This window comes from Pandoraea sp. XJJ-1 (assembly GCF_026802345.1).
Taxonomy (GTDB): Bacteria; Pseudomonadota; Gammaproteobacteria; order Burkholderiales; family Burkholderiaceae; genus Pandoraea; species Pandoraea cepalis.
Map to the genome: position 1 here is coordinate 1432558 of NZ_CP113827.1, position 13444 is coordinate 1446001.

Sequence of the window (13444 nt, forward strand, 5' to 3'; positions counted from 1 at the left end):
ACACGCCGAGAGATCCCATGTCCAAGCAATCACTCCTCGATGCCGACCGCCGGCATCTCATCCATCCCGTCGTCAGCTTTCGCGCCCACGAGCAGCAAGGGGCCACGTTGCTCGAATCCGGGCACGGTGTTTATCTGCGCGACATCGACGGCAACGAGTTGCTCGATGCCTTTGCCGGGTTGTGGTGCGTCAATGTGGGGTATGGACAGCAGAGTGTGGTCGACGCTGCCTCGGCCCAGATGGCGAAACTGGCGTATGCCACGGGCTACTTTCACTTCGGCAGTGCACCGGCCGCGCAACTCGCCGAGAAGCTGGTGTCGATCGCGCCGCGCTCGCTGCAGCATGTGTATTTTTCGCTCGGTGGTTCAGATGCCGTCGACGCAGCGCTGCGCTTCATCACGCACTATTGCAATGTGACGGGCCACCCACAGAAGAAGCATTTCATCTCGCTTGAACGCGGCTACCACGGTTCGTCGTCGATCGGCGCGGGTCTGACGGCGATCGCGTCGTTTCATCGCGGCTTCGACGTGCCGTTGCCGACGCAACACTACCTTCCGTCGCCCTATGCGTATCGCGACCCGCTCGGGCGCGACGGGCAGGCGCTCATCGCGGCAAGTGTGGCCGCGCTCGAAGCGAAGGTTGCCGAACTGGGCGGCAGCGATCACGTTGCCGCATTCTTCTGTGAGCCGATACAGGGTTCCGGTGGTGTGATCGTGCCCCCCGTGGGCTGGCTCAAGGCGATGCGCGATGCCTGCCGCCGCCTGGATATCCTGTTCGTCGCCGACGAAGTCATCACCGGCTTCGGTCGTACCGGGCCGATGTTCGCGTGCGAGGCAGAGAACGTCGAGCCCGACATGATGACGATCGCGAAGGGGTTGACCGCGGGCTACGCGCCGATGGGCGCAGTCCTCATGAGCGACGCCATCTATCAGGCGATCGCCGACGGCGAGCAGGGGCAGGTGGTGGGGCATGGCCAGACCTATTCTGCGCATCCCGTGAGTGCCGCCGTGGCGCTCGAGGTGATTCGCCTGTACGAAGACGGTCTGATTGCCAACGGCCAGGCCGTGGCCCACGCGTTTGGGGCCGGTCTGGATTCGCTGCTCGATCATCCGCTGGTCGGCGACTCGCGGCATCGCGGATTGCTGGGTGCCCTGGAACTCGTTGCGGATAAGACAAGCAAGGCGCGTTTCGATCCGTCGCTGCGACTGGCCGACAAGATTTCGGCCGCGGCGTATCGGAACGGCGTGATCTTCCGAGCGTTCGCCGACAACATTCTGGGATTTGCGCCGGCGCTGTGTTTCACCGAGCACGACGTGGCCCTCATGGTCGAGCGTGTGAGAGCGACGCTCGACGAAGTGCTGGCGGACGATGCGGTCAGCGCCGCTCGGCGCGCCGCGTTAGGTGCCCGGAAAGCCGCGTAAACAGGAGGTTGACGTGATAGCCGGTACGGTGAGGATCCCGCCTGTGCGGCCAATCCGCTGTGTTAAGATCGTTCACGATTCACGATTGACCGCGCCCTTGTTGGCGCTTCGAAATTACGATGGGCACGGACAGCAAACTCGACCGCATCGATCTGCGCATTCTTTGCCAACTGCAAAAGCGCGGGCGTATCACGAACGTGGAACTCGCCGACGCCGTGGGCTTGTCGCCCAGCCCCTGCCTGATTCGCGTCAAGCGCCTGGAGAAGGCGGGTTATATCGTCGGCTACGGCGCACGGATTCAACTCGAAAAGCTCGGCGACATTCAGATCGTGTTTACCGAGGTCACGCTCGCCGACCATCGACGGGAGGATTTCATCCGCTTTGTCGATGCCATCCGAGACGTCGACGAGATCGTCGAATGCCATCTCGCCAGTGGTGGCTACGACTACCTGCTCAAGTTCGTCACACGCAGCGTGAGTCACTATCAAAGCATCATCGAGGGGCTGCTCGAACGCGATATCGGCATCGAGAAGTATTTCAGCTTCGTGATCATCAAGTCACCCTTCGTCAAGACGCACTACCCGCTCGAAACCCTATTCCCGCCGCAAGGCTGACATCGTCGTCGGCTTGCGCAATCGTCTGCCCCCCGATGGCGGGGCGGCTGACGTGCGACCCTATCCCGCAAGTCGGAGAAACCCATCATGACGCTTGACCTCACGCGTGGCGATTTGCTGCGCACGCAACAATGGATCGCTGGACAATGGCGGGGCGCTGCCACCGCGCAGCGCTTCACGGTCGTCGACCCGGCAACGGGCGATACCGTTGCGATGGTATCCGACGCGCAACCGGCCGATGCGCGAGAGGCGGTAGACGCCGCCGAACGTGCGCTGCCGGCGTGGCGAGCGACGTTACCCGCCGAGCGCGCGGCATTCCTGCGGCGCTGGCATGCGGCGATGGTGGCGCATCGCGACGATCTTGCTCGCCTCATTTCGCGGGAACAGGGCAAGCCGCTGGCCGAGGCACTTGGGGAGGTCAACTACGGCGCGTCGTATGTCGCGTGGTTTGCCGACGAAGCGACGCGCGTGTATGGCGATCTACTCCCGACTCAGACGCGTGGCAAGCGCATGAGCGCCGTGAAAGAACCGATCGGGATCGTCGCGGCCGTCACGCCGTGGAATTTTCCGCTCGCGATGATTGCGAGAAAGATCGCCCCGGCGCTCGCCGTCGGTTGCACCGTGGTTGCCAAACCCGCCGAGGACACACCGCTCACTGCGCTGGCACTGGCCTATCTCGCGCACGAGGCGGGTCTGCCGGCCGGCGTACTCAATATGATTGTCGCGTCGCGAGAGCAGGGGGTCGATGCCGTGGCGCAGTGGCTCGCCGATCCGCGTGTGCGCAAGGTAACGTTCACGGGATCGACACCTGTCGGAAAGCATTTGGCGCGTGAGTCGGCGGCCACGCTCAAGAAGCTGTCGCTGGAGCTGGGAGGCAATGCGCCGTTCATTGTTTTCGACGATGCGGATCTGCCGGCGGCCGTCGCCGGGCTGATGGCGGCCAAATTCCGCAATGGCGGTCAGACGTGTGTGAGCCCGAATCGGATCTATGTCCAGGCGGGCGTTTACGACCGCTTTGCCGGGTTGCTGACCGAGGCCGTGGCCTCGCTCAGGGTGGCACCCGCGACGGATGCCCTCGCGCAGATCGGCCCGATGATCAATGCGCGAGCGGTCGAGAAGATTGCGCGTCACGTGGACGACGCGCTCGCTCAGGGGGCGCGCGTGATGACCGGCGGGCAACGTCTTGCGGCCCTGGGGCCGAACTACTATGCACCCACCGTGTTGTGCGACGCCCATGAAGCCATGGCGCTGTCATGCGAGGAAACCTTCGGGCCGGTGGCGGCGCTGTTCCGGTTCGAGACGGAAGGCGAGGGCATTGCGCGCGCCAACGATACGCCTTTCGGCCTCGCGGCTTACTTTTACAGCGAGAATCTGCGGCGCATCGAGCGGGTGGCGAGCGCGCTCGAAGCCGGTATTGTCGGTATCAACGAGGGCGCGCTCGCGAGCGAGGCGGCGCCATTCGGCGGTATCAAGGAATCGGGATACGGTCGGGAAGGATCGAAGTACGGGTTGGACGACTATCTCGCCATCAAGTACCTCTGTCAGGGCAATCTGGGCTGACGGGATTTGCCTGCACGATGACGTTCGGTGCCGTCCCCGAGTCCCGGGCGGCAACCGCGCTCACCCAATGAACCTCGCTGGAAGACAAAATGCCCGAACTGCAACGCGCCATGGCGCCGTGTGATCGCCCCCGATCGTTTTTGGACCTCAAGGCCTTTGCGTCGGATGCGCGCCAAGGCACTGCCCCGGCGACGTCGGCAAGCGACGGCCGCTTTCTGGCAAGCCGCCGTCTGGCGGATCTGCTGCCGGGCCCTGTGACGGTCGGCGTCATTGCCCTCGACGCGGCGAACGGCGCGGTGTCGTCTCACCCAGCGGACGAATTCGTCATCGTCTCCGAAGGCGCGATCATGTTCCAGCAGGGGGAGCGCGCATTCACGCTCGGGCCGGGGGGCAGCGCGGTGCTCCCTCGGGGCTCGGCATTCATGTGGTCGACGCAGGGTTCCACATCGATCGTCTTCATGCGCTGCGAGGGCGGGAATGTTACCGATCGCAGTCTCGTGCCGATCGATCCGAGCCCGTCGTTGGCGCCCTCGGGGGCGCCTGCCGCTGAACTGCTCCTCACGCCGGCGCCCGTGTGCCGCAATTTCACTGACTTTCGTTCATCGGATGCGACATTCACGTGCGGCACGTGGGATTCGACGCCCTATCATCGCATCGCGATGCGTTACGCCCACTACGAACTCATGCATCTGCTCGAAGGCAGCGTGACCTTCGTGGACGACACCGGACGCAGCGGCACGTTCTCGCGCGGCGACATCTTTCTCGTCGAACAGCGCGCGCAGTGCAGCTGGGAAAGTCGGGGCAACGTGGCAAAGGTGTACGCGATCTACCGCCCCACCTGACGCCTCCCGCCGACGGTGTCGCTACGACGTCGGCACGCCGCGCGTGATCGCCGCAAGGGAGGCGGCAGACCCGATCGGCGTGGCGTCGCCCTTATAACCGTTCGGCGGCCCATAACCATACTTTCTGAATAGCCGCGCGAGATACGACGGCGACTCCAGGCCGACGGCCGCCGCGGCCGCGAGCACCGTCATACCGGGCGAGTTCAGAAGCGTGGCCGCGATTTCGACGCGTCGCCGGGATTGATAGTCGACGACGGACTCGCCGGTGCCCTCGCGAAAGACTCGCGTCAGAGAACGCTGCGATAGCCCGAATTCGTAGGCGATACGTTCCAGCGAGATCGGCTGATCGAGCGTTTCATCGAGAAATGCGCAGATGTCGCGCACGATTTCGGCACGCGCATCGGCGCGATTTGATGGCAACGCGGCGGCCATCAAGCCGGCTTGCACACAGCTTGCGGCCAAGGTGCGGGCGGCAAGCTCCGCGCGAAATTCCGCAAGCTCGCTCGTCGGGCCCTCACTTGAGCGCACCGTTCCCGTTGCGACGCGTGCTGCGTCGAGCAACAGCAATGGCGCCGACCATATCGAGATGCGCGCGCACGATAGCTTGCGTCGCGCCTTGCGTTCGCAAAAGACCACGAAATCGCTCGCGACGTACACCGCCACATGCGCCTGATCGGAGCGGTAGCCTCGCGTGTCGTGCAGGCGTTGAGGCGGCACGACGACGAACGATTTCGGCGCAACGCGTACCGGCGCGACATTCGATTCGACGTTGAGTACGAGTTGTCCCGTCCTGGGGAGCAGGAACATGAATTCATCGTCGTGTCGATGCGGCCGCGTGCGGTATTCACCGACCGAGACATGCCGGACATCGGCGACGCGGTCGCCATCGAGATGACGAGGGGCAGTCGGATAGGGTTTCACCAGGCGCTTCCTTTGCGTGACGGGACACTTGCAGCCCGCGCAGACGGCCGTGAACGCAACGCGGTGGATGGCGTGTTGGCAGTCGAGGCTCAGTATAACGCTTGGCGAAGAGCGATGAGAGGCGCGGGAGAGGCGCGGCGGCATCAGGCTGCCGGGTGACGGAAAACGGCAACGGCTGCCGGATCCCTGCAGGGCGACCGTCGAATCCTGGGGGGCGAAAATACGGGGCGCCGCCCGCCTTTGGCCGGATAGGGCGTGCCGAGTGGCCCGATCGGGCGCGACGGTTTTTCAAGGCTTCGGCATGCTTGCGCTACTTGACTCCCGGAACGCCCCGATGAACTTGGAAGACACTTACCCCCCAACCGATTTGCCCGTGCGCCGCCACGATGCGCCGGATTTGCGTTTCGTCAGCGTGTTTTCCGCAGGTGCGGGCGGCGGTAATCCTGCGCCTGTCGTGTTCGATGCGGACGACTTGTCATCCGATGAGATGATGGCCATCGCATCGCGCTATGGTCACGAAAGCGCCTTCGTCTGCCAAAGCCGCGACCCGCGCCACACCGTTCGGCTCCGCTTTTTTGTGCCGGCGCACGAAATGGAGATGTGCGGTCATGCGACGCTCGGCGCGATGTGGTTGTTGCGCCAAGCTGGTCGGTGGACGACGCCCCATGCCACCGTCGAGACGCTAAGCGGCCTCGTTGACGTACGTTACGACGAGACGTCGCGGCGTATCGATGTCGGCCAGCCGCGTGGCATTGTCGAGCCCATTGGCGATCGGGCACTCGTGGACGCCGTATGTCGGGTGCTCAGAATCGACGCGGACGATCTTGCGTCCCTGGGCATCGTCAATGCTCGAACGAGTCGCACGAAAACGCTGATCCCGGTCCGGTCTGTGCAGGTGCTCAATGGGTTGTCGCCCGCCCTGGACGACGTGCGCACGTTGTGCGACGCACTGGACTCGACGGGGCTGTATCCGTTCGCGCTCGAACGAGCGCGGCCACTGACGCTGCATGCGCGCCAGTTTCCACGGTTGTCGGGTTATCCGGAAGACGCGGCCACCGGCATTGCTGCCGCGGCGACGCTGTACGGCGCGATTCACTATGGTTTGCTGAGCGAAGGCGAATCGTCGATGCGGGTCTATCAGGGCTTCGCGATGGGGCGTCCGTCGTGTATCCGCGTTGCATTACGTGATGCCGATCATATCGAGGCGGGCTGCTGGATCAGTGGCGCGGTGGAGTTTGCCATGCTGGAGCCGACGACATGAAGACCTTCAGCAATGCACAAGTGGCCGGTGTTCTCGATGTGCCGTCGGTGGTCGAAGCCATTCGCGCGGCCTATCGCGATATGGCGAGTGGTGCTGCAGCGGTGCAACCGCGTGCGCGAATGGGGCTTGATGACGTCAAATTCAGTGCGATGAGCGCGATGCTCGGCTCGCAGCGGATCGCGGCGAGCAAACTCTATACGACGATTGATGGTCGTTTTCGATTCTACGTCGCGCTGCTCTCGCTCGACGATGGCGAGTTGATCGCTCTGCTGGAAGGCGACGCGATCACGGGGTTCCGCACATCCGCGACGACGCTGCTCGCGGCTGCCCATCTGGCACGTCCCGACAGTCGCACGCTGGGGCTTTTCGGAAGTGGCGTTCAGGCGAGGGCGCATGCCTTGGCGTTTGCGAGCCGTCCTAACCTGCGCAAGGTCCGAATCCATAGTCACGACGCCTCCGGCGCTCAGGCGCTCGCCTCCGACATCGAGCGTGACCACGGCCTGGCTGCGGAGGTCGCCGACGCCAGGTCGGCCGCCTCGTCCGACCTCGTCGTGCTTGCGACGCGTGCGTCGACGCCGGTTATCCGAGGGGCGTGGCTGAGCGAGGGAGCTTTCGTGGCGAGCATCGGTGCGACGCGCCCGGATCAACGCGAAATGGACGATGCATCGTTGCGACGCGCGTCACGCATCGTCGTCGACTGGACCGGGCAAACGCCGCACGAAACCGGCGACCTATGTATGCCGGCGCAAACATGGCTGGCATCGTCGGCGCTCATTGATCTCTCAACGGTGATTTCCGCAGACGAGCACCGTAATGCCGGCGCTACGGACATCGTGATCTATAAAGCCGTCGGCATCGCCTTGCAGGATGCCGCCGTCGCCTATCTTGCCTACTTGCGCCTCATCGCGTAACGCACCATTCGCCGGCAATGCCGGCTGAAGTCAAGGAATCCATCATGAAGTTTCCCCTCACCTTTCGCATACTGATCGGGATGCTGCTTGGCATCGCCGTTGGCTATGCCTGTCACACGTGGCTGCCGGCAGATGAAGCCGCGCGTGCCGGTGGTTATTTCTCCCTGCTGGCCGAGCTTTTCCTTCGACTCATCAAGATGATCATCGCGCCGCTGGTTTTTTGTACGCTGGTGATCGGCGTGACGAAAATCGGGGATGTACGCGCCGCCGGGCGTATTGGCCTGCGCACCTTGGCGTGGTTTCTCGCGGCGGGCTTTCTGTCGCTGGCACTGGGTGCCGGTCTGGCGAACTGGCTGAAGCCGGGCGCCGCGCTGGATCTGCCGCTGCCGCCCGCTGATGTGACAACCGGCTTGAATGCCGGCGGATTGTCGCTCAATCAATTCGTCGTGCATCTCGTGCCAAGCAGCATCGTTGCGGCCATGTCGAGCAACGAGATTCTGCAGATCGTCGTATTTGCCGCATTTTTCAGTGCCGGCCTGTTGGCGTTGGGCGACAAAGGGGAGAGTATCGTACGCTTGCTCGACCAGACCTCGCACGTGATGCTGCGGGTCACGTCCTACGTGATGGCCGCCGCGCCGCTCGCAGTCTTTGGGGCGCTGGCGAATGTGGTTGCGACGCGCGGGCTGTCGGTCCTCGCGACGTACGGTCGCTTCATGGGCGAGTTTTACGGCGGGTTGCTACTGCTTTGGACGCTGATTGTCCTGGCGGGCGGTGTCATGTTCGGTCGACGTGTATTTTCGCTTGTGCGTTATATGCGCGTACCGATGCTATTGGGGTTTAGTACCGCGAGCAGCGAATCCGCCTATCCAAAGACGCTCGAACAGCTGGAGCGGTTTGGCGTGCCGACGCGGATCGCGAGCTTCGTGCTGCCGATCGGCTATTCATTCAATCTCGATGGCACGATGATGTATTGCACGTTCGCGACGCTGTTTATCGCACAGGCCTATGGCGTACACCTGTCGTTTGCCCAGCAGTTGTCGATGCTGGCGATCTTGATGTTGACGAGCAAAGGCATGGCGGCGGTGCCGCGCGCCTCGCTTGTGGTGATCGCTGCTACGTTGAGCCAGTTCAATATCCCGGAGGCAGGACTGTTGCTGGTGATGGGCGTGGATCACTTTCTCGACATGGGGCGCACGGCGACCAACGTGCTAGGCAACGCGGTGGCGTCGGCGGCCGTGGCCAAATGGGAAGGGGTGCTTGCCTCGTCAACACAAGACGACTTGGCGCCTTCGCCGCGCCTCGCACGCAATGAGCCGCGTGAATCGGCCGGGCTCGACTTGCCGTTGGAAAGTGAGCCCAGTCGCGTTTGACCACGTCGGGCATGGGCGTGAATCGGCTCGGCGGCCTCTCAAGTCAGCCGTGCGTCAGTCTGCGGACTCGATCGTGATCTCGGGATGCGTGCGGAATTGCACCAGTCTGTCATCGTCGGCGCGCGCTTCGGTGATGAGCGTCCAGAGCCGTTCCAGCGGCGTCCAGTGCTGCTGACTCGCGCGATCGAGCTTATTGGCGGTGACCAGCACATACACGTCGGCCGACTGGCGGACGATGCACTCCTTGAGCCACGCCTGCTCGGCGGAGGCCTCGCACAGGCCGCGTCCGGCAACGACGCCGTCGGCACCCAGAAATGCCTTGTCGACCGACACGCGGGAGAGTGCGAGTTGTGCCAACGGCCCGAGTACGCTCATGCTCGACGGTCGCACGTCGCCGCCGATCAGCGTCACAGGCACCTTGTTGGCCGCCAGCGCACCGACGACGAGCAAGTTGTTCGTGACGACGTGCACCCCCTCACGCCCGGCAAGAAAACGCGCCATCGCTTCGGTGGTCGTCCCCCCATCGAGAAAGATCGTATCGCCGTCGGTGACGTGTGCCACGGCGGCGCGTGCGATGACATCTTTCTGTTCGCGGAAGCTCTCACGACGCAGCTCCAACGATTCCTCTGGTTCGTGCATGCGTATCGGCGCCGCGGCGCCGCCGTAGGTGCGCACGACGCGACGCTCGTCGGCCAGAGCGCGCAGGTCGCGGCGCACCGTTGCCTCCGACATGCCGAAATGGGCGCACAAGGCAGCGACATCCGTCATGCCTGACAGGACGGCTTTGAAAATCGCCTCACGGCGGTTCGCAACTTTCATGAGTGGATCGGTACTGAGCAAAACGGGAGAAATGCGAGCGAAGGACGGGTTCGCCGCGCGGCGCGCATAGTGTAGCGTCCCCGCGTGCAGCCATCGTCCAACGCGCCGCCCCGAACGACCACGATACCCTCACGACGGGTGCCGAGAAATGATTGATTCGATCATTTTTTTGGAAAATCCGACGTGATGAAAGCCCGTGGGGAGTGGATTTCACTCGGCGATTACGCATTATTCACAATATTTGCACATTTTTCTGGCAGCGATTAGACTTCCGTCTGATCAAATCGATCAAAATAATGATCGATTGGTTTATATCCACATTGGTCGGGAGACAACCATGGCTCAAATTCGTATCAAGCGCGCCATCGAGCGCGTGCCGGGGGGGATGATGATCGTTCCCTTGCTGATCGGTTCGTTGATTGCCACCTTCATGCCGGGGATGCCGACGTTCTTCGGCTCGTTTACCAACGCGTTGTTCACGGGCGCGCTGCCGATCCTCGCGGTGTTCTATGTCTGCATGGGCGCCAGCATCGATGTCAAGGCAACGCCATACCTGATCAAGAAAGGCGGGGCGTTGTTCGCGGCCAAGATCGGCGCGGCGATTGTGGTCGGTATCGTGCTGGGGCATTTCCTGGGTGAGGCACCGGTCGCGTCGGGCATGTTCGCCGGCATTTCCACGCTGGCCGTGGTCGCGGCGATGAACGACACCAATGGTGGCCTGTACATGGCGCTGATGGGGCAGTACGGTCGCTCGGAAGACGTGGGCGCCTACACGATCATGTCGCTGGAATCGGGCCCGTTCCTGACGATGGTCACGCTGGGTGTCGCGGGCTTGTCCGCGTTCCCGTGGCCGACGCTGGTGGGCAGCATCCTGCCGCTGGCCGTGGGGATGTTGCTGGGCAATCTCGATCGTGAAATGCGTGATTTTCTGGGCCGTGCCGTGCCGGTGATGATTCCGTTCTTCGCGCTGGCGCTCGGCGCGGGGCTTGATCTGCACAAGGTCTGGCAGGCGGGCCTGCTGGGCATCCTGCTTGGCTTTGCCGTCGTCGTGGTCACCGGTATTCCGCTTTACATCGTCGACCGCCTGACGGGCGGGACGGGCGTGGCGGGTACGGCCGCCGCGAACACGGCTGGCAATGCCGCCGCGGTGCCGGCGCTGATCGCTGCCGCCAATCCGGTCTACGAGGCCGCCGCCAAGAGCGCAACGCTGCTGGTGGCAGCCTGCGTGGTGGTGACGGCCATCGTCTCGCCGATCCTGACGGCCGCGGTTGCCAAGCGTGTGGCGGCCCGGGGTCTGGGGGCTGCGGCCAAGGGAGCGGTGCAGTGAGCATGCTCATTGTCGCCGACGATTTGTCCGGCGCGGCCGACTGCGCGATCGGCTTTACCAACGCCGGTCGTCGTAGCGTCGTGTCGCTCGATATCGAAGGCTTCAATGCGACGGCGCAAGTGGTGGCGATCGACATCGACACGCGCCGTCTGTCGGCGCACGAGGCCGCCGCACGCGCAGTCGCGGCGTGGCAGCGGCTTGCCGCGCCAGAACGGCGTCTCTACAAGAAGATCGACTCGACACTGCGTGGCAACTGGGTTGCGGAAGTCGCTGCGCTGCAGCCGCTCGCGGGCTTGGCCATTGTGGCGCCGGCGTTCCCTGCCACGGGGCGTGTCGTGCGAGACGGAGAAGTGTTCGTGCGCGGTGTGCCATTGGCAGAGACCGACACCTGGCGACTGGAGCATGACGCTCAGGAGGCGCGACTCGCGCCGATGTTGGCGGCGGCGGGCGTGAGGGCGCAGATCGTGTCCTCGGATTTGCTGCGCAAGGATTTTGTGGCGGCGCGTGCAGCGTTGACCGATGTCGTTGCGCAGGCGCGCGCCAACGGCGTGACGGCGTTGATCGTCGATGCGCAGACCGATGACGATCTCGTCATGCTGGCGCGCGCGAGCGTCGGGCTGACGGACATCTTTTGGGTCGGCTCGGGCGGTCTCGCTCGCGCACTGGCCGAACAATCGGCATTGTTCGCGCCGACGGATGGGACGGGCGATACGAGCGGTAAGGGCGGCATGGGCGACGCGCGAGACAATGCGCGCGTGACGAGCGACGCCGGGACGACCGGTCCCTTGCTGACGCTGGTGGGCAGCCTGTCCGCCGTGTCGCAACAGCAGTGCGCGCGGCTATGCGCGGAGCACGCGGTGGTCGAATGGATCGTGCCGCCCGCGGTCCTGCGCGCCGGCGCGTCGCATCCCGACAGCGCACGCTGGTGTGCGGCGATTGGCGATGCCATTGGGCAGGGAAGCGACCTGCTGGTGCGAATCGGGCGTGACGATGCCTTCGATCCGGCAGAGGGTGCGCAGCTTTCGGCCTCGCTGGCGGCGTTGATCGCGCCGCACTTCGCGCGCTTGTCGGGCCTTGTCGTCACCGGCGGCGAGACGGCGCGCGCGATGTTGAGCGCGGTGGGTATCGGCGCGCTCGAACTGCTCGCTGAAGTGGAGCCTGGCGTCGCCGTGGGGCGGCCGGCCAATGGGGCGTCGATGCGCATCGTGACGAAGGCCGGCGCTTTCGGCGGCGAAGCGGCGCTGCATAGCGCCTACCGATATTTGCGCACGACGCCCGACCTGCGCGAGCGCCATTGAGGCAACGCGAGCCGGTAACGCAACAACAGAACATCATCCCGGAATACTTTCCGGACGTCCTCCCAACGAAATGGATATCAACGCAAACGCCATGAATCAATATCTCCCCGTCATTGGCATCACCATGGGTGACGCGGCTGGCGTCGGCCCGGAAATTATCGTGAAGAGCCTGGCGCACGACAGCGTGTACCAGCAATGCCGCCCCGTCGTGATCGGCGACGCGCGACGTCTCGAGCAGGCCATCGCCATCGTCAAGATGCCGCTGAGCGTGCGTCGTATCGAGACGGTCGCGCAAGCGCGCTTCACGCCAGGCGTGATCGAGTGCATCGACTTGGGCCTGATCCCCGAGGACTTGCCGTTTGGCCAACTGTCGGCGATCGCGGGCGATGCCGCGTACCGGTACATCGCGCACGCGGCGAAGCTGGCCGAAGCCGGGGAAATCGACGCGATCTGCACGGCACCGCTGAACAAGGAAGCGCTGCACGCGGGGGGGCACAAGTTCCCCGGACACACCGAGATGCTCGCTCACCTGACGGGGATCGAAGAGGTGTCGATGATGCTTGTCGCGCCGAACCTGCGGGTGATTCACGTCACGACCCACATCGGCATCATCGATGCGATTCGCAAGATCGAGCCGGGCCTGGTTCAGCGTACGATCGAGCGCGGTCACGCTACGCTGGTCAAGGCGGGCATCGCGAATCCCCGCATTGCCGTGTGCGGCATCAACCCGCACGCGGGCGAGAACGGCTTGTTCGGCTACGGGGAAGAGGAAGAGAAGATCGTGCCGGCCGTGCAACGCTTGCGTGAGCGCGGCTGGGATATCGAAGGTCCGTTGCCTGCCGATACGTTGTTCTTCCGCGCCGGGCGCGGCGATTTCGATCTCGTGGTCGCCATGTACCACGATCAGGGGCATGGCCCGGTCAAGGTGCTGGGCCTGGAGGCAGGCGTGAACGTGACGGTCGGCTTGCAGGTGGTGCGCACGTCGGTCGACCACGGCACGGCGTTCGACATCGCGGGCAAGGGCATTGCCGACGAGCGCAGCCTGCTCGAAGCGCTGCGCCAAGGGGCCGAACTGGCGACGCGTCGGGCATGAATGCCGC

12 protein-coding genes are annotated in these 13444 nt (G+C 64.1%); 10 read left to right on the forward strand and 2 right to left on the reverse strand.

The window, feature by feature from the left end; translation table 11 throughout:
- Positions 1 to 17: 17 nt before the first annotated feature.
- The 4 genes from OYT13_RS06505 (at position 18) to OYT13_RS06520 (ending at position 4437) form a co-directional block, all read left to right on the forward strand.
- Positions 18 to 1421 carry an aminotransferase class III-fold pyridoxal phosphate-dependent enzyme gene (locus tag OYT13_RS06505; RefSeq protein ID WP_268567486.1) on the forward strand — a complete coding sequence of 468 codons (1404 nt, stop codon included), beginning with the start codon at positions 18 to 20 and terminating at the stop codon, positions 1419 to 1421.
- Between the two features lie 119 nt (positions 1422 to 1540).
- Positions 1541 to 2035 carry an Lrp/AsnC family transcriptional regulator gene (locus OYT13_RS06510; protein WP_130025303.1) on the forward strand — a complete coding sequence of 165 codons (495 nt, stop codon included), beginning with the start codon at positions 1541 to 1543 and terminating at the stop codon, positions 2033 to 2035.
- 87 nt (positions 2036 to 2122) lie between these two features.
- Positions 2123 to 3595 carry an NAD-dependent succinate-semialdehyde dehydrogenase gene (locus OYT13_RS06515; RefSeq protein WP_261938940.1) on the forward strand — a complete coding sequence of 491 codons (1473 nt, stop codon included), beginning with the start codon at positions 2123 to 2125 and terminating at the stop codon, positions 3593 to 3595.
- 89 nt (positions 3596 to 3684) lie between these two features.
- Positions 3685 to 4437 (forward strand): cupin domain-containing protein, encoded by a 753-nt coding sequence (locus OYT13_RS06520; protein ID WP_268567487.1) that lies wholly within the window; start codon positions 3685 to 3687, stop codon positions 4435 to 4437.
- 21 nt (positions 4438 to 4458) lie between these two features.
- On the opposite strand, the gene OYT13_RS06525 is transcribed toward OYT13_RS06520, so the two are convergent.
- Positions 4459 to 5502 (reverse strand): AraC family transcriptional regulator, encoded by a 1044-nt coding sequence (locus OYT13_RS06525; protein WP_261938938.1) that lies wholly within the window; start codon positions 5500 to 5502, stop codon positions 4459 to 4461.
- 190 nt (positions 5503 to 5692) lie between these two features.
- On the opposite strand from OYT13_RS06525, the gene OYT13_RS06530 reads away from it, so the two are divergent.
- From OYT13_RS06530 to OYT13_RS06540, 3 genes are read left to right on the forward strand one after another with little or no spacing between them, the layout of a single operon-like run.
- Positions 5693 to 6619: a PhzF family phenazine biosynthesis protein gene (locus OYT13_RS06530; RefSeq protein ID WP_268567488.1), complete on the forward strand. Its 927-nt coding sequence runs from the start codon at positions 5693 to 5695 to the stop codon at positions 6617 to 6619.
- Positions 6616 to 7530: an ornithine cyclodeaminase family protein gene (locus OYT13_RS06535; RefSeq protein WP_268567489.1), complete on the forward strand. Its 915-nt coding sequence runs from the start codon at positions 6616 to 6618 to the stop codon at positions 7528 to 7530. The genes OYT13_RS06530 and OYT13_RS06535 overlap by 4 nt, the downstream gene beginning before the upstream one ends.
- A 44-nt stretch (positions 7531 to 7574) precedes the next feature.
- Positions 7575 to 8900, forward strand: a complete 1326-nt coding sequence (locus tag OYT13_RS06540; protein ID WP_261938935.1) for a dicarboxylate/amino acid:cation symporter — start codon at positions 7575 to 7577, stop codon at positions 8898 to 8900.
- Positions 8901 to 8954: 54 nt separating this feature from the next.
- Here the strand turns inward: OYT13_RS06540 and OYT13_RS06545 are convergent, their stop codons facing one another.
- The gene (locus tag OYT13_RS06545; protein ID WP_261938934.1) at positions 8955 to 9719 is read right to left on the reverse strand and encodes a DeoR/GlpR family DNA-binding transcription regulator; all 765 of its coding nucleotides are present in this window, start codon (positions 9717 to 9719) and stop codon (positions 8955 to 8957) included.
- A gap of 337 nt (positions 9720 to 10056) precedes the next feature.
- Here OYT13_RS06545 and OYT13_RS06550 point away from each other — a divergent pair, with 337 nt between their 5' ends.
- The 3 genes from OYT13_RS06550 (at position 10057) to pdxA (ending at position 13437) form a co-directional block, all read left to right on the forward strand.
- Positions 10057 to 11046, forward strand: coding sequence for a 2-keto-3-deoxygluconate permease (locus tag OYT13_RS06550; protein ID WP_150551945.1), 990 nt, complete (start codon positions 10057 to 10059; stop codon positions 11044 to 11046).
- Positions 11043 to 12344 carry a four-carbon acid sugar kinase family protein gene (locus OYT13_RS06555; protein WP_268567490.1) on the forward strand — a complete coding sequence of 434 codons (1302 nt, stop codon included), beginning with the start codon at positions 11043 to 11045 and terminating at the stop codon, positions 12342 to 12344. The genes OYT13_RS06550 and OYT13_RS06555 overlap by 4 nt, the downstream gene beginning before the upstream one ends.
- Positions 12345 to 12435: 91 nt before the next feature.
- Positions 12436 to 13437, forward strand: a complete 1002-nt coding sequence (gene pdxA, locus OYT13_RS06560) for a 4-hydroxythreonine-4-phosphate dehydrogenase PdxA (protein WP_150563788.1) — start codon at positions 12436 to 12438, stop codon at positions 13435 to 13437.
- Positions 13438 to 13444 lie beyond the last annotated feature (7 nt).

Coding starts and splice junctions, on each gene's coding strand:
- OYT13_RS06505 (WP_268567486.1), top strand. CDS start 18: ATGTCCAAGCAATCACTCCTCGATGCCGACCGCCGGCATCTCATCCAT.
- OYT13_RS06510 (WP_130025303.1), top strand. CDS start 1,541: ATGGGCACGGACAGCAAACTCGACCGCATCGATCTGCGCATTCTTTGC.
- OYT13_RS06515 (WP_261938940.1), top strand. CDS start 2,123: ATGACGCTTGACCTCACGCGTGGCGATTTGCTGCGCACGCAACAATGG.
- OYT13_RS06520 (WP_268567487.1), top strand. CDS start 3,685: ATGCCCGAACTGCAACGCGCCATGGCGCCGTGTGATCGCCCCCGATCG.
- OYT13_RS06525 (WP_261938938.1), bottom strand. CDS start 5,502: ATGCCGCCGCGCCTCTCCCGCGCCTCTCATCGCTCTTCGCCAAGCGTT.
- OYT13_RS06530 (WP_268567488.1), top strand. CDS start 5,693: ATGAACTTGGAAGACACTTACCCCCCAACCGATTTGCCCGTGCGCCGC.
- OYT13_RS06535 (WP_268567489.1), top strand. CDS start 6,616: ATGAAGACCTTCAGCAATGCACAAGTGGCCGGTGTTCTCGATGTGCCG.
- OYT13_RS06540 (WP_261938935.1), top strand. CDS start 7,575: ATGAAGTTTCCCCTCACCTTTCGCATACTGATCGGGATGCTGCTTGGC.
- OYT13_RS06545 (WP_261938934.1), bottom strand. CDS start 9,719: ATGAAAGTTGCGAACCGCCGTGAGGCGATTTTCAAAGCCGTCCTGTCA.
- OYT13_RS06550 (WP_150551945.1), top strand. CDS start 10,057: ATGGCTCAAATTCGTATCAAGCGCGCCATCGAGCGCGTGCCGGGGGGG.
- pdxA (WP_150563788.1), top strand. CDS start 12,436: ATGAATCAATATCTCCCCGTCATTGGCATCACCATGGGTGACGCGGCT.